This window comes from Angelakisella massiliensis (assembly GCF_900104675.1).
GTDB lineage: Bacteria > Bacillota > Clostridia > Oscillospirales > Ruminococcaceae > Angelakisella > Angelakisella massiliensis.
In genome coordinates, this window is record NZ_LT629945.1 from 2790582 (window position 1) to 2808607 (window position 18026).

At 52.0% G+C, this 18026-nt stretch carries 22 protein-coding genes and 1 pseudogene; 4 read left to right on the top strand and 19 right to left on the bottom strand.

Features of this window, described 5'->3' with window-relative positions:
• Positions 1–139 precede the first annotated feature (139 nt).
• Entirely contained in the window at positions 140–1459 is a 1320-nt protein-coding gene (locus tag BQ5383_RS18740) for a serine hydrolase domain-containing protein (RefSeq protein WP_071434582.1), read from the top strand.
• A 59-nt stretch (positions 1460–1518) separates the two neighbouring features.
• Here BQ5383_RS18740 and BQ5383_RS18745 read toward each other — a convergent pair whose 3' ends face one another.
• The 11 genes and pseudogenes from BQ5383_RS18745 to BQ5383_RS18790 form a co-directional block, all read right to left on the bottom strand.
• Positions 1519–2583 carry a hypothetical protein gene (locus tag BQ5383_RS18745; RefSeq protein WP_071434585.1) on the bottom strand — a complete coding sequence of 355 codons (1065 nt, stop codon included), beginning with the start codon at positions 2581–2583 and terminating at the stop codon, positions 1519–1521.
• Positions 2584–2607: 24 nt separating this feature from the next.
• Positions 2608–3603, bottom strand: coding sequence for a phosphodiester glycosidase family protein (locus BQ5383_RS18750; RefSeq protein ID WP_071434587.1), 996 nt, complete (start codon positions 3601–3603; stop codon positions 2608–2610).
• On the bottom strand, positions 3596–4681 hold the full coding sequence (locus BQ5383_RS18755; RefSeq protein WP_071434589.1) for a bifunctional glycosyltransferase family 2/GtrA family protein: 1086 nt from the start codon (positions 4679–4681) through the stop codon (positions 3596–3598). Before BQ5383_RS18755 ends, BQ5383_RS18750 begins: the two co-directional genes overlap by 8 nt.
• Entirely contained in the window at positions 4678–6033 is a 1356-nt protein-coding gene (locus tag BQ5383_RS18760; RefSeq protein ID WP_071434591.1) for a PIG-L deacetylase family protein, read from the bottom strand. The genes BQ5383_RS18755 and BQ5383_RS18760 overlap by 4 nt, the downstream gene beginning before the upstream one ends.
• Positions 6034–6135: 102 nt before the next feature.
• Complete coding sequence (locus tag BQ5383_RS21270) at positions 6136–6285, bottom strand: hypothetical protein (RefSeq protein WP_172724664.1); 150 nt, start codon at positions 6283–6285, stop codon at positions 6136–6138.
• A 54-nt stretch (positions 6286–6339) separates the two neighbouring features.
• Positions 6340–7211 (bottom strand): annotated as a pseudogene (locus BQ5383_RS22030) (DUF2238 domain-containing protein).
• 140 nt (positions 7212–7351) lie between these two features.
• Positions 7352–7594 carry a hypothetical protein gene (locus tag BQ5383_RS18770; protein ID WP_071434593.1) on the bottom strand — a complete coding sequence of 81 codons (243 nt, stop codon included), beginning with the start codon at positions 7592–7594 and terminating at the stop codon, positions 7352–7354.
• A 32-nt stretch (positions 7595–7626) separates the two neighbouring features.
• Entirely contained in the window at positions 7627–7896 is a 270-nt protein-coding gene (locus tag BQ5383_RS22035; RefSeq protein WP_420835673.1) for an SdpI family protein, read from the bottom strand.
• Positions 7809–8378 carry a DUF1648 domain-containing protein gene (locus BQ5383_RS18780; protein WP_071434597.1) on the bottom strand — a complete coding sequence of 190 codons (570 nt, stop codon included), beginning with the start codon at positions 8376–8378 and terminating at the stop codon, positions 7809–7811. Before BQ5383_RS18780 ends, BQ5383_RS22035 begins: the two co-directional genes overlap by 88 nt.
• A complete protein-coding gene (locus BQ5383_RS18785; protein ID WP_071434599.1) occupies positions 8368–8646 on the bottom strand; it encodes an autorepressor SdpR family transcription factor in 279 nt (92 codons plus the stop codon). Before BQ5383_RS18785 ends, BQ5383_RS18780 begins: the two co-directional genes overlap by 11 nt.
• Before the next feature lie 239 nt (positions 8647–8885).
• Positions 8886–9101, bottom strand: a complete 216-nt coding sequence (locus tag BQ5383_RS18790; protein ID WP_139193482.1) for a hypothetical protein — start codon at positions 9099–9101, stop codon at positions 8886–8888.
• A 62-nt stretch (positions 9102–9163) separates the two neighbouring features.
• Between BQ5383_RS18790 and BQ5383_RS18795 the strand changes: the two genes are divergently transcribed.
• The 3 genes from BQ5383_RS18795 (at position 9164) to BQ5383_RS18805 (ending at position 12061) form a co-directional block, all read left to right on the top strand.
• Positions 9164–9634 (top strand): DUF4867 family protein, encoded by a 471-nt coding sequence (locus BQ5383_RS18795; protein WP_076944505.1) that lies wholly within the window; start codon positions 9164–9166, stop codon positions 9632–9634.
• Between the two features lie 7 nt (positions 9635–9641).
• Positions 9642–10757, top strand: coding sequence for an iron-containing alcohol dehydrogenase family protein (locus BQ5383_RS18800; protein ID WP_071434605.1), 1116 nt, complete (start codon positions 9642–9644; stop codon positions 10755–10757).
• A gap of 62 nt (positions 10758–10819) precedes the next feature.
• A complete protein-coding gene (locus tag BQ5383_RS18805) occupies positions 10820–12061 on the top strand; it encodes an ROK family transcriptional regulator (RefSeq protein WP_071434607.1) in 1242 nt (413 codons plus the stop codon).
• 508 nt (positions 12062–12569) lie between these two features.
• Here the strand turns inward: BQ5383_RS18805 and BQ5383_RS18815 are convergent.
• The 8 genes from BQ5383_RS18815 to BQ5383_RS18845 all read right to left on the bottom strand — a co-directional run bounded on the left by BQ5383_RS18815 (position 12570) and on the right by BQ5383_RS18845 (position 18026).
• Positions 12570–13259 (bottom strand): carboxymuconolactone decarboxylase family protein, encoded by a 690-nt coding sequence (locus tag BQ5383_RS18815; RefSeq protein WP_071434612.1) that lies wholly within the window; start codon positions 13257–13259, stop codon positions 12570–12572.
• Between the two features lie 122 nt (positions 13260–13381).
• Positions 13382–13822, bottom strand: coding sequence for a cupin domain-containing protein (locus tag BQ5383_RS18820; RefSeq protein ID WP_071434613.1), 441 nt, complete (start codon positions 13820–13822; stop codon positions 13382–13384).
• A gap of 155 nt (positions 13823–13977) precedes the next feature.
• Positions 13978–14733, bottom strand: a complete 756-nt coding sequence (locus tag BQ5383_RS18825; RefSeq protein WP_071435264.1) for a flavodoxin — start codon at positions 14731–14733, stop codon at positions 13978–13980.
• Between the two features lie 197 nt (positions 14734–14930).
• A complete protein-coding gene (locus tag BQ5383_RS18830; protein ID WP_071434615.1) occupies positions 14931–15293 on the bottom strand; it encodes a MerR family transcriptional regulator in 363 nt (120 codons plus the stop codon).
• A complete protein-coding gene (locus tag BQ5383_RS21275) occupies positions 15290–15436 on the bottom strand; it encodes a hypothetical protein (protein WP_172724665.1) in 147 nt (48 codons plus the stop codon). Before BQ5383_RS21275 ends, BQ5383_RS18830 begins: the two co-directional genes overlap by 4 nt.
• A 146-nt stretch (positions 15437–15582) precedes the next feature.
• Complete coding sequence (locus tag BQ5383_RS18835; protein ID WP_235822017.1) at positions 15583–16449, bottom strand: LysR family transcriptional regulator; 867 nt, start codon at positions 16447–16449, stop codon at positions 15583–15585.
• A 267-nt stretch (positions 16450–16716) separates the two neighbouring features.
• Positions 16717–17178, bottom strand: coding sequence for a manganese catalase family protein (locus BQ5383_RS18840; RefSeq protein ID WP_338061439.1), 462 nt, complete (start codon positions 17176–17178; stop codon positions 16717–16719).
• 41 nt (positions 17179–17219) lie between these two features.
• The gene (locus BQ5383_RS18845; protein ID WP_071434619.1) at positions 17220–18026 is read right to left on the bottom strand and encodes an aspartate dehydrogenase; all 807 of its coding nucleotides are present in this window, start codon (positions 18024–18026) and stop codon (positions 17220–17222) included.

An 18026-nucleotide genomic window follows, 5' to 3' on the forward strand; every position in this document is an offset into this window, starting at 1 on the left:
TGTTCTATTATATCGTGCTTTCTTTTTCTTGACAAGGCGGCCAAAACTTCCATAAGCTCCCATTTTGTTCACCGTATTGACACTATTCTCCCTATGTACAATAATAGATGACGGATTACATACAGATGGGGCGATCATATTGAAGTTGAAATTGGCGATACTGTTGTCTATGCTTTTGCTGATGGTTTCCTGTGGGGGAGATACCGCTGCATCTTCCTCCTCCGCTTCCAGTCTTTCTCCCGCTGAATCTCAATCGCAACCTGTTGTCTCCCCCCAGCAATTGGAAGAGGAACAGCGTCTGGCCGCTTTGGCCGAGCAACAGGCTTTGGCCCAGCAGCGCGCGCTGATTTCCCAACAGCTTGAGCCTGAAATAGAAGAAATCTGCCGCAATTACAATGTAACCGGTATGAGCCTGGCAGTGTTTGATGAAAATGGAGTTTTTTATCAGCAAAGCTACGGATTTGCCAATGTGGAACAGCAAATTCCTGCTTCAGAGGATACGATTTATCGTATTGCTTCCATCTCCAAAAGCGTTACTGCGCTGCTGGCGCTGGAATTGACAGAGGAAGGATCGTTGTCGCCGGAACAGCCGCTTCCAGCTCTTGGTGGCTGTGAAATCCTCAACCCCAACTTTCCGGACAAACCCATCACTCTGCGGCATCTGCTGACCCATACTGCCGGTATTTTTGACAGCGGCTCTTATTGGCAGGCAGTGGAATCTCCTTCCATCCCTCCACTGAACACCTTTTTATACACCTGCTATGGTGCGGAACCTGGAGAACAATACTGTTACAGCAATCTGGGAATGGGACTGGTCAGCGGTGTGATCGAGACCGCTTCCGGCCAGCGTTTTCTGAACTATACCCGGGAACAGATTTTTGAACCCATGGGCATAGACGCCGCCTATTCCTACACTCAGCTGGAACAAAAGGACCGGGTTGCGGACATTTACCAAAACGGTGAGCGTACTGTCCATATGGCGGACTGGAGCAATATGAGCGCTAAATATACCAATCTGCCTTTAGGGCAGCTTTACGCCTTAGGTCATGGGGATTTATTCATCACTGCCAAGGACCTGACCCGCTTTGCCAGAATCATGGCGGGATGTCCCCAGGACGGCGAACCGGTAGTCCTTACGGGGTCCACACTTCAAATGATGCAGACCGTTCAGTTCAGTCAGGAACTGCCGGAGGAAAGCTATCCCAACGAGATCATGCGGGGATTGGGCACCCATATTACCGACCAGCTGGTACCGGACCGTCGGATGGTAGGACACCAGGGCAATGCCTATGGTTCCATCTGCGGGATGTTCTTTGATCCTCAGCAAAAGAACGGATTTGTACTGTTGACAAACGGCTCCTCCTGTCAGACTGACCAAGCAGGGTTGTATCTGGTCAATAAAGAAACCGCTCAGGCCGTTTACAGTGCCTTTTTCGGTTTCACCCCAGCAACAGAATAATCTGTCAAACAAAAACAAGATCCTCTTTCGCTTCTGCGTCAGGGGATCTTGTTCTGTTCTCATCGGGTGGTCAGCTGCACCAGCTTCCATCCCTGATTAGTTTGGATGAAATCCAGACGGTAGCTGGAAGGATATCGGTATTCCTTATAACCCTGGTAAATGAGATAATCAAAGGAAAGGCTGGCGCTGAAAGCTCCTTCCCCTGCCACGGTAATCTCTTCCCGGACCAGATTCTCATAGGCATATCCTGTATGTTCAATATACCAGCCGTTATAAAACTCCTGCATGGCCTGATAAAAGGGCGTACCCGGCAGTAAGTACTGATTGAGCTGATTTCTCTCAGCATCTGACGTAATAAAAGCCGCATAGGTCTTGGCAGCCTGCTCTGCCAGCGCCCAATATTCCTCGCTCTTCTCCTCTGTGGGAATGACTGATACAGCAGCAGTCAGACTTTCTCCCTTTTCTTCCAGAGGTGTGACGGTACAGTTCATTCCCTCCGGCCCCTGGACAGACAGCTGAGGTGGGGCCAGAAAACCTTCCACCCGATAACTGAGCCACTGGGGTGCCTCTACGCCTTCCGGCAGCTGCTCGTAACCAGGCGCAGACTGCTGCCCTGTACAATATTCCTCTCCCAGCTGGAGTCCGTCCGCGGATACCGTTACAAAGGCCGGCGCTGATACCTCCACGGGAGGAATCGTTTTTACCTGTGTGCGTACCTGCCAGCTGTATTTGCTTCCCTCAGGAGCAGAAGACAGCTCCAATCGGGAAATTTCCCGGTCCGCCGTCATCAAAGCGTAGGTCTGTTCTCCGCTGCCGCTGACCCGAACCAGAGCATAATCTTCCGGGAGCTCCTCATAGGTCCGCTGCAACCAGGCAATGTAGTCCTCCCGGTCCGCTATGGCTGTGGGCTGAAAACCGGATTCTTCATAAATCGCATCCCACTGGCCGTCCCGTACCCGTTCCAGATACCGGCGGACAGAGGACTCCGGTGTATTGGCCTCATACCGGGCCAGTTCTCCCCACAGCCATCCCAAAGCCGCCGCCCCCAATATCAGCAGCACACCGGCAAAGATACACAACCCCATCAAAAACCGGTGACGGCTGCGCTTGGCTGAAACTGACATGATCCTTCTTCGCTCCTTTTGGAATCATTTTACTACAAAAGCGGTAGGCAGAGGGCGGGAACCGTACAGCGACGCGCAAACATTCTGCACCTCTCCATTATATACCAGCATACTGGAGGAACCTCCGTCCAGGTTGGCGGCATTGACCGCTCCATATTCCAGCATTACATCAATACAATCCTTATAAGTAGCTCCAATGCTGTGAGCCTGGCGTCCGTCGATGACCAGCATCAGCACCGCTCCATCCGCCCGCTGGCCCAAAACGGTGCGGGGATTCAGGCCGCCGCCGGAACCGGCCACATCCAAAGCCTTGCCGTTGACAATGAAGGTGGGGCCGAAGGAAACCGCGTCCCGGATGCCCCGTTCCAGACACTCCCGTCCGGTCATGGTGCCCACCACCAGCTGATCATTTGTATCAAAGCCCACAATAGGCTGAGGACTGTCCATGCCGCCGTTGAGCAGCTGGCCGTCCTTGATGACGATGCCCAAGGGCATACCGCCCTTTCCCACGCCGCCTTCATCCAGGAAACCGCCGCCGTTGATGGCCGCCACAGCGTTTTCCTGCTTGGCGAAATCCTCCACACGGACGCCGGAAGCTTCCTTGTCAAAAACCGGGGCCACCGCCACCTCCACCCGGGAGGGATCATGCACAATCAGCATCTTTCCCTTGAAGGTGGGGCCTGTGACGTCCACCAGCTCGATGGTATCCTTGGGCACACTCTGGTCCCCTTGCTCAAACTCCATCTTTTCGGTCACTTCCACCGTTTCCACCACGGAGTTTTTGGCCCGAATGGCGTCGATCTCCTCCTGGGAGAAGCAGATATAAGCCATAAACTTTGCAGCACTCGTCTCCATCACTGTATTGACAAACAGGTCCCGGGCTGTGGGCGAGGGGCCTTTACAGACAATGATGATGGCCCCCAACAGCAAAAGCAGCACCATCAGCAGTGTCACCCCCAGCACCGCCAGGGTTCGCAGAACGATCCGCTTTCCCCTGCCGGCGCGGACGGATTCAGTCATGGACAGGTTCCTCCTTTTTCTCAGCGGAGCCCTTTTTGGGGGCAAAAACCCACTGTCTCTGAATCTGAAAGCTGATAAAAAACAGCAGTGTATCGGTGATGATCTTGGCTGCTACCGACGGCAAAAACAGCACTGCCGACAGCAGATAAACGCCGCCATAGCTGGCCGCTGTCTGGATGACACATAAGGTATAGTACCGGACCATGGCGGGACCGGGGCGTTCCCGGCTGGCAAACACCAGCGTACGGTTCCCGGCGAAATTGCACAGGGAAGAAACCACCCGGGCGATCACAGTGGCCCCCAGCAGCCTTAATTCAGGTCCCACTCCTCCCAGCAGCCAGTCAAGGAGCGTAAACAAGGCCACATCCAACACCGTGGACCCCAAACTCACCGAAAGAAACCGGAAAATCTGCCGGTAAATGGCCAGGGAATCCTTCAGAGGATTAAAATGTGAGGTGGCGTTCTGATCCAAATAGACGGTACGGATCGGCACCTCCACAATGGGAACTCTCAGCTTGGAGGTGGCAAGAAGCATATTGGTTTCGTATTCATACCGGTCCCCCGGCACATCCAGCAGCGCCCGGAGAAAATCCTTTCCCATAGCCCGCAGACCTGTCTGGGTGTCGGACACCCGAACACCACACAGAAAACGGAAACACCAGGCTGTGGCTTTGTTGCCGAAAGCGCTGCGGAAAGGAACGTCCTTGCCGTCAAAGCGGCGCACCCCCAGCACCAGGCTTTCCGGCGCCTTCTCCAGCGCCTGGGCACACCGCACCGCGTCCTGGGGATCATGCTGGCCATCCCCGTCCACTGTCACCACGCCCACATCCTCTTCACAGTGCTCCAAAAACCAGGCAAAAGCAGTTTTGAGGGCTTTGCCCTTACCGCCGTTTTGCTCATGGCGCAGCAGAACACAGCCGGGCTGCTCCTGAGCCTGGCGAAAAAAGGCTTCATAATCCTTTCCGCTGCCGTCATCCACCAGAATGACCCGCTCAAAACCCGCCTGCCGCAGCCCCGAGAGTACACCGGATAACTTCTCATCCGGCTTATACGACGGTACCACTGCCATTACTTTCATGGATTTCGTCCCCTTTTTCTCTTGATAAAAATACTCAATACCAGGAACACCAGCACCACTGCCCCCAAAGCAGGCCAGACAAAAGATTTCCACTGGGGCTGATGCTGGGGCCCCGCCTGACTGCTCTCCTGTTCCGGTGGAATCTCCGGCTGGGAGGGCTGGGGCTCAGGCTCTTCCACCGGCGGCTGATAGTCGGAATAATCCTCCTCCGTCAGCCCTTCAAAGAAATCGTTTTTCGCCTCATCCGGCCCAATGGTACTGCGATAAAGGCCAAAAAGCCGGCAGTCGTAGGGGCCAAAATCCTCCACCTTGAAGAAGGTTTGCTGAGAAACATGCTTTTCAAACCCAAGCCGCGCCATTTCCACCGCTGTCTTTCCGTCAAAGGCTTCCAGCGGGATGCTCCAATCCATCACCACCGGGTTCTCGGAATAAAGATGGAGATAGGTTTTGGGAACATCCCAAACGCCCCACTTCTCTGCGCTTTCAGGGTACTCTTCCGGGTCGCCGCTCAGCTCCAGCGCCTGCTGTAAGGTATAGGTATTGTACATATGAGCGCCGTGGCCGTATTCCCCGTTGACATCATGGCCCACCACCACTTCCGGTTTGAACCTCCGCAGCTGCTCCACCTGCCAGGCAATGGCTGTCTGTTCATCATAGAGGCTGCGGGCTTCCTCCAGGCTCCCCGCATACTGGTCCACAAAGTCCGACATAATGGGATATGCCCGCACTCCCACCGTCCACAAACCGTTGAGCAGCTCATGAGGCCGGTAAGGCTCCCCCCAATGGTTGGTGAAATAGGCTACCTGAACCTTTTTCCCCAGTTCTCCGGCATAGTAGGGCATCGTGCCGCCGAAAAACAGGTGCTCATCATCGGCGTGGGTAGGCAGCAGCAACAGGTCCGCGTCCTCCAAAGGGGGCTGCCACTGCTGTACCCAATCCGGGATCTCCCCTTCTCCAAATGCGTAAATATCGCAGCACAAAGCCCCCTGAGGAAGCTCCAAAACCGCTTTTGTCACTGGAGCCTCCAGGGGAATATACTCATGGATAAAGCCATATTGACCGCCGGTAATAACGGTTTCTCCTGCTTGTCCCGTCCAATTTCCCGGCGGCTGATCCCAAATCACATAAAGAGCGGAAAAGGGCGTCTCACTTTCCACCGTCAGCGCTCCCCCTGGCCATTGGATCTTGGTGGTGCGGTTGCTGTCCGCCAGCATCCACTGGACAGCCCCCTGCTTGTCCGTCATGGTACATACTGCTTCAGGGGCTTGCTCTGCCCACGCTGTCACAGGCCAGCAGCCGATCACCAGCACCAGCGCTGTCAGCAGGCAAATCCATCTGTATCTGTTTTTCACCTCGCCGCCTCCTCCAGCTTCCCCCGACTGCTTCGCTGAGAAAAAATCTCGCCTTTCTGTAAGCTGCCGGTCAGAAAGCCGTTTCCATTTGAGTTTACGGTATCATTTTACTTCATCACTTGAAATGTGACATTTATGACAATCTTTACCCATTCTAACATATCGGCTCATACTTTGCCAGCGGAAAGAGGGGAAAGATTTTTTCTTTTCCTGCGTCCTGCCATTTTCACCTGCATCCAGCTTTTCAGTCAATAAAACAGCCCTCTTCCACCCATAAAACGGAAGAGGGCCGCTGTTTGTTGCACCTTATTGATTATTTTCTTCTGACGGGGCAGAAACCTTTTCATTTTCTTCCCCTGTAATGACCTGAGGAATGAATTGTCTGGCAAACCGCCCGGTCCCTCTTTGTTTAACATAGAAAAAGCCGATAAAGGAGAACACCACCGCACCGATAAAATTCACAAACAGATCCTTCATGGTGTCGTTGATGCCGATATCCAGGTATCCTCCAAGGCCCAGAGCCCGTTGGGAACCGTCGGCTGTAACCACGATCACATCGGTGATATGGCGGATAATTTCAGGATGATTGCCGCCTGTGGGGTCCAGCATCACCGTGCTGATGGCATGGACTACTGTATCCTTCTGCATATCCAGGAAAAAGATGTTGTCCATCCCCCACTCAAAAACTCCCAAAGCACCCCTACGGTCATGGAAAAACAGAAGGCCGCCACCGCCAGATAAAGGGGCGAAAGGGAAAAGCTGAACCGTCCGCCGCGGTTGAGGATATCCACCAGAGAAAAACCGATAGCCGCACACAAAAAGCCGTTCAAAGTATGAAGCATGGTGTCCCAGTAAGGGAACTGAATATAGTAGGCCCGGATCTCCCCCAAAATCTCCGCGGAAAAGATAAACAGCAGAATGATGATTTCCAGCGTATCAGGAACATCGATGCGGATGGTCCGCTCAATAAAGCTGGGAAGGGTGAAAAGGAACAGCGTCAGCACACAGAGAAACACATTTTCAAAGTTGCCGTTAAAAAACTGGGCCACCATCACCATCATGACCAGCACACGCAGCACCACATAAACAATGGTCACCGGTTTGTTTTCCGTCAGCTTTTCCCGCAAGGTCTTTCGGCGCTTCTCCGGCCCGTTGGAACTGTTTCCTTTTTTCTTCATCTTCTTCATTCCTTCCAGCCGCCGTCAGCAGCTCCTTATTGCCACTCTTCAGGCCACGGTATTCCCCACTCTGCCAGAGCAGGGGCCACAGACACCATTACCCCTGTAAAAACCATCAGGCAGATCGCATGGGCCGAGCTTCATCGGTCCACTGTATGTCCGCAATGGGGACAATACAGGCCGCAGCCTCTGTCCAGAAATCCTCCGCAATGGGGGCACCTCCAGAAAAGGGTCAGAAAGACAATCTCCCCCACCAGTACCAGACATCCCAGAAGGATCAGAGGGATCAGCCTGAGGCCCGCACCGGCCAGTATCACAACAAGCCCCAGAATACACAGCAGCAATGCGATTTGTCTTACTTTTTTCAGCGGTATCCTTTTCACAGAAGCACCTCCCTGGAGAATTATGTTTTCTTTCATAAACAGTTTAGCACAGCGGCGAAGTCCCGGCAACTACATTCTCCTGTTTCACTGTTTTTCCCTGCGGTAATATCAGCAGCATAGCCGCTCTCACTGCCGCGGCATTTTTCCATTTTCTGCCGGTACCAAAAATAGGAGCAGACACAAGGGATCAGGGCAGCCGCCAGAATCGCTGTCATCAGGCTCCAAAAAAGGACCTTTTCCGGCAGCAGCAATGCGGCGGGTATCCCATAAAGTCCTGCCGCAAAAAATAACTTGCCGCACAGGCGATTGGTCCGGTTCCAAACATCCGGGTCGGACAGGGTCCATGGGTCCGCACACCCATGAAAAAATTGTTCTTCACCTTCGGCAGCAGATTACCCAGAGTCAAAAACAGGACGCTGACCAAAATCGTCACTGCCTGATACACCACGATCCGCCCCGGCCAGAAAGATTCCGACAAAATCATCAGCGTTACCAGCACCAAAACCCCCATGGTCATCAGGGAAAGAAGTTCGTAGTACCGCTGAAACCGTTTATAATTTTCCTGCCGGGGATCAATGCGGGGCAGATACAAAAACATTGGTCCCATTATCACAGACAGTCCACCGATGAGCAGCAGTTCTTTCTTTTCGCCATACCGCACCACCCCATCAAAGCCCCATTGCAGCGGCACCTGCTGGGGCAAGTTGGTATAACACAGCAGAATCAGCACCAGAGGTAAGAAGGATAAGATCCACAACAGCCCAGAATACTTCTTATTTTGCATCCCCGTTCTCCCCTTTCAAAGACGCCGCCCAGACCATAATTTCATCCAGAACAGAGGTGTTCAGTTCATAATAAATATACTTCCCCCGCCGGTCATCACTGATCAGTCCCGCTTCCTTGAGCACCGCAAGATGATGGGAAATGGTGGGAGCGGTCATCTGAAAACTGCCGGAAATCTCCCCCGCCGTTTTTGCTCCGTCCCGCAGCAGTTCCAGTATCTCTCGCCTGGTGCTGTCGGAAAGGGCTTTGAAGGTCTGCTGAAATCCCACTTTGAGTACCCCTTCCAATTATATTTAGATCATCTTCTAATTGAATGTTATCACAGGCCATCGTCATCGTCAAGAACATTTCGATATTTATCTAAATATTGCCAAAAGCGATGTTTCCATTCTCTATTCCATATCGTCGCCAAAAGGGGATGGGAAAAAGCAAAAGCTGTTCCTGGGGGAGTGCCATTTTCCCAAGAACAGCTGGCAGAACCATCATTTGGCTTTAAACAATGGGCAGCTTATTCATATTTTTTACCCATAAGATACATGGGAATAAACAGGCCTCCCAGAAGGAGCATCAGCATCACAAAATTGCCCATCCCGGTCCACAGCTTTGGCCCAATCATCAGACTGAGACCTGGAACAATCACCAGGGATAAACAAGCCCAGCTCCGTGCCACGTTGACAATATGGGGCCAGTTGCGGTTGCTCATACGCAGACCCAACAGATTCATTCGAAACGGTCCGTCATACATCGCAGAGATCTTGTTTTCATCATAGTAAGCCGGCAGCTTCAATGGGACAAAAAAGCAAAAGTAAATGCCAAAGCCGGCAGCCAGACCCACACTGGTCCAAAAGGGTTCCGTCAGAACTCCATGCAGGCGGATACCATAAGTCATCTGAAATTGATGTTGCTGTCACACCTCTGGTGCTGCTGCTGGCCAAAGTCCAGTCCATTGAGAACAACAAGCTGGATACTTCCTGTGTGGAGGGCTTTTATCTTCCCAAAGGCACCGCTGTGGAGCTGTATGCAACCACACTCCATTTCTCCCCCTGCAAGGTATCCGATGAGGGCTTTAAATGTATCGTGATCCTTCCCAATGGAACAAATGAATCCCTGCCGCAGCTGCCCCAGAACCCCATAGCTGAAGAACAACTGCTGTGGATGAGAAACAAATGGCTGCTTGCACATCCTGAAAGCGCTCCCGCCGCCAAAGGCGCCTGGGTTGGCTTGACAGGGGAAAATCTAAAGTTATACTATAAGTGAGGTTTATATGTGGTGTTATAAACAGCCTGTAGCCATTTACTTTGGCTGCGGGGAAAGAGCTCGTCTGAAGGAACTGATCCAAAATGCCGGCTATACCAAAGGTCTTTTGGTCTGCGATTCCTTCCTGGCCGGCAACGGTACTGCCCAGCAGCTGATGGACTGCTGCGGTTCCCTGCTGCCGGCGCTGTTCTGCGATATTCGTCCCAACCCAACTGTTGTGAATGTGGATGATTGCGCCCGGGCTCTCAAAGAGCTTCACGCTGATTTCGTCGTGGCTCTCGGCGGCGGCTCTGTCATGGATTGCGCCAAGGCGGCGGCAACCATGGCTTTGGCAGAAGGCTCCATCACCCAGTATCATGCTACTGGGGTCCCGTTGCCCTGCGCCCATCTGCCTTTGATCTCTATCCCCACCACCGCTGGAACCGGGACAGAAGTCACTTGCTCCTGTGTTCTTTCTGACGAAGCCAAAGGAATCAAAGCTCCCCTGCTTCATGATAACTTTTACTCTGCCATTGCCATTATCGACCCGGAACTGACCTATACGGTTCCTCCAAGGATCTGCGCAGGTACCGGTTTGGATGTTCTGGCTCATGCGGTGGAGGGATACATGAGCGTCAACCATCAGCCTGTTTGCGACGCCATCTGCGTTCACGCCGCGCGGCTGGTCCTGGAGAATATTGAGGCCGCCTGTGGAGCGGATTTGGATATTGCCGCCAAAAGCGCTATGGCGGAGGCTTCGGTCATGGCGGGAATGGGATTTTCCATTCCAAAGACCGACGCTTCCCACGCTTGCTCCTTCGTACTGACCAACAAGTATCATATTCCCCACGGGGAGGCCTGCGGCCTGACACTGGACTATTTTATGAGCTTCAACGCCAGGTCCGGCGATCCCCGGATGCAGGAGTTTGCTCATCTGCTGGGATTTGACAGCTGTGAGGAACTTTGCCGTCGCATTGCGGAAATAAAAGTTCACATCGGCGCCAGAACCAATTTGAAGGACCTTGCCCTTTCTGATGAGGATATCGGTTTTCTTGTAAAAAACAGCCATCACCCCAATCTCAAAAACAATCCTGTAGAAATCACTGACGAAACGCTGTACGATCTTTACACCTCTTTGCGATAATTTTTTTGACAGAAGTCTCCTGCCCATGCAGTCCAGAAAACAGAATGGAGGAGTGCATCAGAATGGCTATAAAAGGCAGAAACATGGTAGACATCAAACAAGGAAACCGCAATGCGATTCTTACCCTCCTTCATGAGCAAGGAGGCCTCTCCCGCAAACAACTGGCCGCCCGTTTGAATCTCACTCCAGCCGCTATTACCATGATCGTCTCCGAAATGATTCAAAATTCCATCCTCCAGGAAGGCGAGGTACTCCAAAGCAAAGGAAGCGCCGGCCGGAAGGAAATCATGGTGAGAATCAACTCCAATGACTTTTTTGTCACAGGAGTTTATTTCGGTATCGAGCAGGCGATTGTTTCCGCCACCGATCTTTGCGGAAATCTGCTTGTAAGCGAAACCTTTTTGTACGACTACAACAGCGGTGTTCAGTTTGTGGTCAACCGCATCTGCCAGATCATCAACGACACCATTCTGCGTCTGGAGCAGCAGCAAAAGCGCTGTGTGGGCGTAGGTATCGCGGCCCGTGGCATCATCGACGATACGCGCGGAATTTGTTATAACTCCTACGGCGGATGGCCGGAAACCGATGTACCTTTGCTGCATATGATGGAAGAACAGCTGCGGGGACAGGTCATCAGTTTTCAGCAGAATGTCCGCGCGCTGGCCAACGCGTATATCTTTCTCAATCGCGGACAGTCCATTGAAAGTATGCTGTTCGTAAAAAATGATACCGGCATCGGTGCGGCTTTGTTGTTTGACCACAAGGTATATTCCGGTTTCAACAGCAACGCCGCGGAGATGGGACATATTGTTGTAGAGCGTAACGGCCGCCTTTGCCGCTGTGGGGGAAGAGGATGCTTGGAAACAGTCTCCTCCATGCGCAGCATTGAAAACGATGTCCGTGATATCTTTTCGGAAGAAGCCACTCCTGCGCTGTATCGTCTGGTGGACGGGAACAAGCAAAACGTCTCTTTCCCACTGATTTGCCGGGCGATCCAGGAAGGTGACACAAATGTCCAAAACATCACCAACAAGGCTGTGGACCTGCTGGCTGAGGTGCTGCGTTCCCAGATTTGTGTTCTGGATGTGCAAAGGATCGTTCTCCATGGCATCGTATTTGAAAATCCCTATTTCTTCAATCGCCTTTTGGAAAGCATCAATTACGATGGTCGGTATCCCTGCCTGTCGGAACTGATTACCACCACTCAGTCCTTCCCCGCGCTGGACACAGTTTGCAGCCCCATTTTGGCTATCAGGGAGTTTTATCGCCGCGGCGGCATGATCGACCACACCGCAAAAGGATGATTTTCTCCTTTCCTTTACAGGTAAGCCAAAACAGCCGTAATCCTGTTTTCCTCTGAGATTTTTACATGGTGGGATCACATTTGCGCATACAAAACGGTGATTGACAAAATCAGGTTCCTTTTCTCTCAGCTTAAAACAGTTTCCTTGTCCTGGACAAAAATAGCCGGGATTTCTTCTTCCAAAATTGGAAACTGGTCTTGCGCAAAATACATGGCAATCAAAAACCACCGGAGAAAGGTCAGTCCTTCTCTCCGGTGGTTTTTTGTTGTTTTGACTGCTGGGTTTTTCTTTTCAAAGCGGTACTGTGGATAACGGCTTCCCTTTTTCCGGGAATAAGCTTTCCGTAATCCGGCATATGCCGCAGCAGGGGCACTAACGGCCATATATTTTTAAAAAGCCGCCGCCTTCAGTTTTTACCGCGTTTGACGCCATGCCGTCCTTTCCTGTGCCGGAACGGCCTGGGCCTTCGTCCGCCATCCGTTTTCAGCACCGCTTCAAACTTCCCTGATCACTTTTGGGCGGCAGCCTTATCAATACAGGCCATAGCGTTGAGGCTGCGGGGATATCCAATATAGGGCAGACACTGGGAAACTACCTTTACCAAAAATGCTTTGTCATTGCCCAGCCGCATATTGCCTCCCGCATGGGCGATCAGCTGGGGCTCACAGCCACCCTGGGCAGCTAAAAAGCAGAAGGTGATCATCTCTCTTTGGGCCAGGGTCAGGCCGGTACGGGTATAATAGTCTCCAAAACAGTTGGCCGCCAGCCAGCGGTTGATATGTCCCTTTTTCCACGCCTCTTTCATGGCTTCACCAAAAATTTCCGCCTGTACTTCCACTCCCCGCTCCAGCCGGTTTTCCATTGTAGTGGTTCCCTGCTTCGGCAGTTGGAGGGGGATCCCCCGCTCCACGAAAATCCCGTTCGCCGCATCCAGAAAGGGGCGGACGCGTCCCATCCCCAGATAATCCACTCCCTGGTAAATCAGTTCCTTGATCATCACCGGAGAAAGGCCTCCATCCAGCGCCCGGGGCACTGCCAGTTTAAATTCTTCCAAGCCCTGGCACCCCATCAAAACGGCAAGAATCGCCAGGTGCCGGGTAATCTCATCCAACTGCTGCCCCTCTTCGCGGACAACTTCCTCAAAGGCAAAATGTTCCCATCTCTCCGCAAATTCCGGATCAGTCTGGTGATCGTTCATATCTGCGCCTCCTTACAGCGTTTGCGTCCTTGGATTGCTGCTGATGCAGGCTTTTCAGGAAAAACTCTCCTGGCCGCAGCTCCATGAAAAATCATCAGCAGCCCCATGGCTTTTTTATTGAATCATTCTTCCAATGCGGCATAAGTTTCATCATCCACCGGTTCCAACCACTGATTGGAAGTTTCCTCCCCGGGAACTTCCACGGCAATGTGAGAAAACCAGCTGTCCTTTTTGGCTCCATGCCAGTGCTTGACCCCGGCAGGGATGGTGATCACCATTCCCGGTTCGAGACTGACCGCCTTTTTGCCTTCCTCCTGGTACCAGCCTTCTCCTGCGGTACAAATGAGCAGTTGGCCGCCTCCTTTTTTGGCCTGATGAATATGCCAGTTGTTCCGGCAGCCCGGTTCAAAGGTGACATTGGCTAAAAATACCGGGCACTTTCCCGCTTCCGTCAAGGGGTTGAGATAGGAATTACCGATAAAATAAGCTGCGTAAGCGGTATTGGCCTGCCCCTGGCCAAACATATTCTCTTTCTCAAACATTTCTTTACTGCTGATTCTCATAAACTGCTCCTTTCACTGGCTGCCTGTACAGGCGATTTCTGTTTGTTTCTTTTATCAATCAAAAGCTCTATCCTTCATCATCACTTTCAGGTTGACTAAAAGTTTCTTTTTACATCAGAAGGATTTTTTGCTATCAAAGTCCTGCCGGAAAACCTTCATACTCCAAGCTCCAGCCCATTCACCCACTGCTGGATTTCATCCCCAGAGGCACTGCCGCTGAATCGCTGGCCATCCATCCATTGGGCATCGGAGGCCAAGTCATGAAGATTGGAGGCGCTGGAACCAATACCGCTGCTGCCTGAGGTGCAAAAGGGAACGATCACTTTGCCTGAAAAATCATAGCTTTCCAAAAAGGTGCTGATGATTTTTGGCGCTTGCCCCCACCAAATGGGATATCCCAGAAAGACCACATCATAGTCATCCATGTTTTCCAGGCTTTCTGAAATGGCGGGTCGAGCGGAAGGATCGTTCTGCTCCTGATTGGCCCGGCATTCATCCTCACTGTAGTTGAGATCCTCCTGTGTATAAGGGACCTGGGGAATGATCTGATAAAGATCGGCTTGCAGAAGATTTTGCAGCTCAGCGGCAATGCCTTCTGTATTGCCTGTGGCGGAAAAATAGGCTACCAAAATATTGGTGGCGCTATCCTGGGGCTGACTGGAGGACGGAGTTTGCTGGGAAGTTTCACCCTCCGCATCGGCATCAGAAGTGCCCTGGGAGCTGGAGGAGGATTGTTCCTCAGGCCCTGTATCAGAAGAAGACTTTGAAACCGGCGCCTCTGATGTTTCAGAGGATGGTTGGGCGGTGGAAGAACCTGCCGCGGAAGAACCGGAAGCCGTGCTTGATCCCCCACAGCCTGCCAGGGGAAGCAGCATGGTCAAAGCCATAAAAACAATCATTACTTTTTTCATTATGACATCCTCCTTGATTTTGTTTGATTTGATCCCCGTCAAATTAAGGGACAGAACAGTTTCCCAAAGCATATGTTTCCTTCCTTTCCACGCTCAAGGAAAAACTGTTTTCTTTCTGATTTTGATCAATCACTTTTTGAGCGGCCGCTGCTCATTTATGTACATCCTTGGGGAAAAGATGAAACCGGGCTGCGTCTTCATTTTTTTCGTTCGTCCTGCTGTTTTCTCAGTTCATGACGCAAATAGTCCAGTCGGCTCAGCTGCCGCTCCCTGAAATGCAGTGCATCCAGGATCTCATCCCGTTTCCGGTTGAGCATGATGAGCCTCGGTTCCTCCCAATGGTTTTCCTCCAATGTCAGCCTCATATAGATTTCAATCTCCTGGCTGCTGAAACCGATGTCGTGCAGCGTCATGATCATACTGAGCCGTTCCAAATCAGTATCGTCATACTGCCATGCTCCCATCACCTTTTTTACAGCACCGCACAGTCCCCAGCTCTCATATTCCCGCAAAATTTTCACAGGGATCTTATACCGCCTGCTTGCCTCCTGTATGGTCATATGCCGCCTCCATCATGCTTCTCACCAGCTGAACCAAAAGCCCGGCCAAAAGTTTGTTGTCCCCCATTTTCATATCCTGCTTCCATAAGGGCTATTCTCTCTGAACCATCATTACTTTTCTTCCCCAACATCTGCAAAAGCATCCGCTTCTCTCCGTCCGTTTCTCATCCCTAAATGAAATGATTTCTCCGGCTGGGAAACAAAAAAGCAGGTGTCCTTTTGGGGACACCTACATTGTATACAAACAGATTTTCAATGTCTAATACTTATATTGAATCATTATAAATAGCTAAAAAGCATTTTTAATGTAATTGACCAAAGCATTCAGCACCGGAGGAAAGGTTTCCGCTTTTTTCCAGACCAACACCGTGCCGGATTCTATGGGCGGCGACAGAGGAATAAAGCGCAAACCCTCATATATACAGCGCAGCTTCACCGTCAGCAGCACTCCTATACCCTCCCTGGCCAAAATGGCCATATTATAAGGAAGGTTGCCGCTGGCCACAATTTCCATCTGGTTTGCCCGCTCTCCAAACCAGTGCTCCAACTCCTTTAAGACCAATTCACGGCGTGAAAGAATCAGCGGCATTTTTTCCAGATCCCCGGCTGTTACAAATTCCCGCGCAGCCAGGGGAGAATCTTCCCGCACCAGCACGCCCCATTGTTCCTTTGCAGGCAAACGGACAAAGTCGTATTTGCTGATCTCCACCGGCTCCATCAACAGCCCGAGATCCAGCAAACCTTGTTCGATCCGTTCCTTGATATTATCAGAATTTCCGCTGTAAAGCTGATATTTAACCTGGGGATGAAGCTGATGAAAAGAGCCCAGCATCTTGGATAAACAGGACATAGCCTCCAGATCACCACTGCCGATAGAGATCTCTCCCCTCAGCTGCTCATCCCGCCGAAACTCCCGTCGGGTCTTTTCCTCCAGCTCCACCAGCTCCTGAGCCCGGCGGCGCAGCAGCATCCCATCTTCCGTCAGGGTCACCCGGTATTTCCCCCGGTGAAACAGCTGTACGCCCAGTTCTTCCTCCAGCTGCATCAGCTGCCGGGACAAAGTGGGCTGCGTCAGGTGGAGCATTGCGGCTGCCCTGGTTATATTCTCCTCACGGGCCACCGCCAGAAAATATTTTAATACACGCAGTTCCATCATATATTCCTCCCTGGTAATAAGCTTACCATAGGGTGAGATCATCTACAAGAAAAAGACCGATATCATCCTGTATTTTAAGCGACGAAAAACAAAGAACCCTGTCCCGGAAGAACTTCGGCAAAATTTGAAAGACGAATTCTGAATATAAAACACCGTTTTCTTCTTTACGCAGCAGCACCCCTGCACAGAAAAATCAATCTGTACAGGGGCGCCTTTTTAAAGCTTCACTTTTTAGGGGGAAACATTTGCGCTGATGAAAAAGATGATTTATTTCTTTCCCTGCTCCTGGCAGCCGCAGCCCCGGTCAAAAGAGGGGTTGATGGCATAGAAGTTCTTGCTGTCCAGGTGCTCCCGGGCAATATCCAACGCCTCGCCGAAGCGCTGATAATGAACGATTTCCCGCTCTCTCAAAAAGCGGATGGGGTCCAGTACATCGGGATCATCCACCAGCCGGAGGATGTTGTCATAGGTGGTGCGTGCCTTTTGTTCCGCAGCCATATTCTCATGGAGATCGGTTAAAACATCTCCCTTGCAGGCGAAGGCGGAGGAAGTAAAGGGCGTGCCGGAAGCAGCCTGAGCCCATACGCCTACAGTATGATCCACAAAATAAGGCTCAAAACCGCAGCGGCGAATTTCCTCCAGAGACAAATCCCGGGTCAGCTGGTGAACAATCGCACCCACCATTTCCAGATGGGCCAATTCTTCTGTACCTATATCGGTATCCAATATGCCTTTGAGAAAACTTCAAAGAACGGTTCCCGTTTATCGGCTTAAAACTGATAGGGAGACGCCAAATTTTGCAGCAGTGCCACCACGCTCCAGGCCGCCAGGGTACTACTGCGGGGATTTTCAGGGTCCGGCAGCGATGCTGTTTCCAGTGTCACCCGCACGGAAGCGTTCTGGCCATGGATGCAGTGTGTGTTCTCCTCCAGGCCCGGTACGCTGATAATATCCACAGTGGTATTTTCCGGACCAATACCGGAAAGCGCCGCCGCCACCGCCACATTGACATTCTTGGGGAAGCTTTGGATGGCCTCCAGAGCTGTACCGGAGAAAACCAGCTCCTCCTGCTCTCTGGAAAGGCAGCGTCCAGCCAATCCCGGCGCCCCTTCCAGGCTCTCAGGGGCTTTCCGGTTCTCTACCCGGACCTTCATTTCGCTCCCCATCAGGCGCATTGCCCGCAGGACATCCAATCCGCCGATGGCTCCGGAGGGCAGATAAATCTTTCTGTCCGATTCCTCTGCCGCTTTTTCCAGCGTTTGCCGGAAGTGATGATCTGCCAGCGCTCCCACCGACAGCAAAATCAAATTGCTTCCTCCTGCCAGCACTTTTACACCATACTGCCGCACCGCATCGCCTCCGGCAGCCTCCACAACATAATCAGGGGTATCCCCCATCAGCTGCTCCAATGTGCTGTATGCCTTGCTGCCGGTCTTATCCGCCAGCGCTTTGGGCTCCTCCGGCGTCTGACCCAGAATGCCCAGCAAAGAGTATTTTTCCCCCAGCAGCTCTGCCAGGGCCTGGGCAATCGCGGTGCCCAACGCGCCGCATCCGATGACTGCCACCGTCTTTTTCAT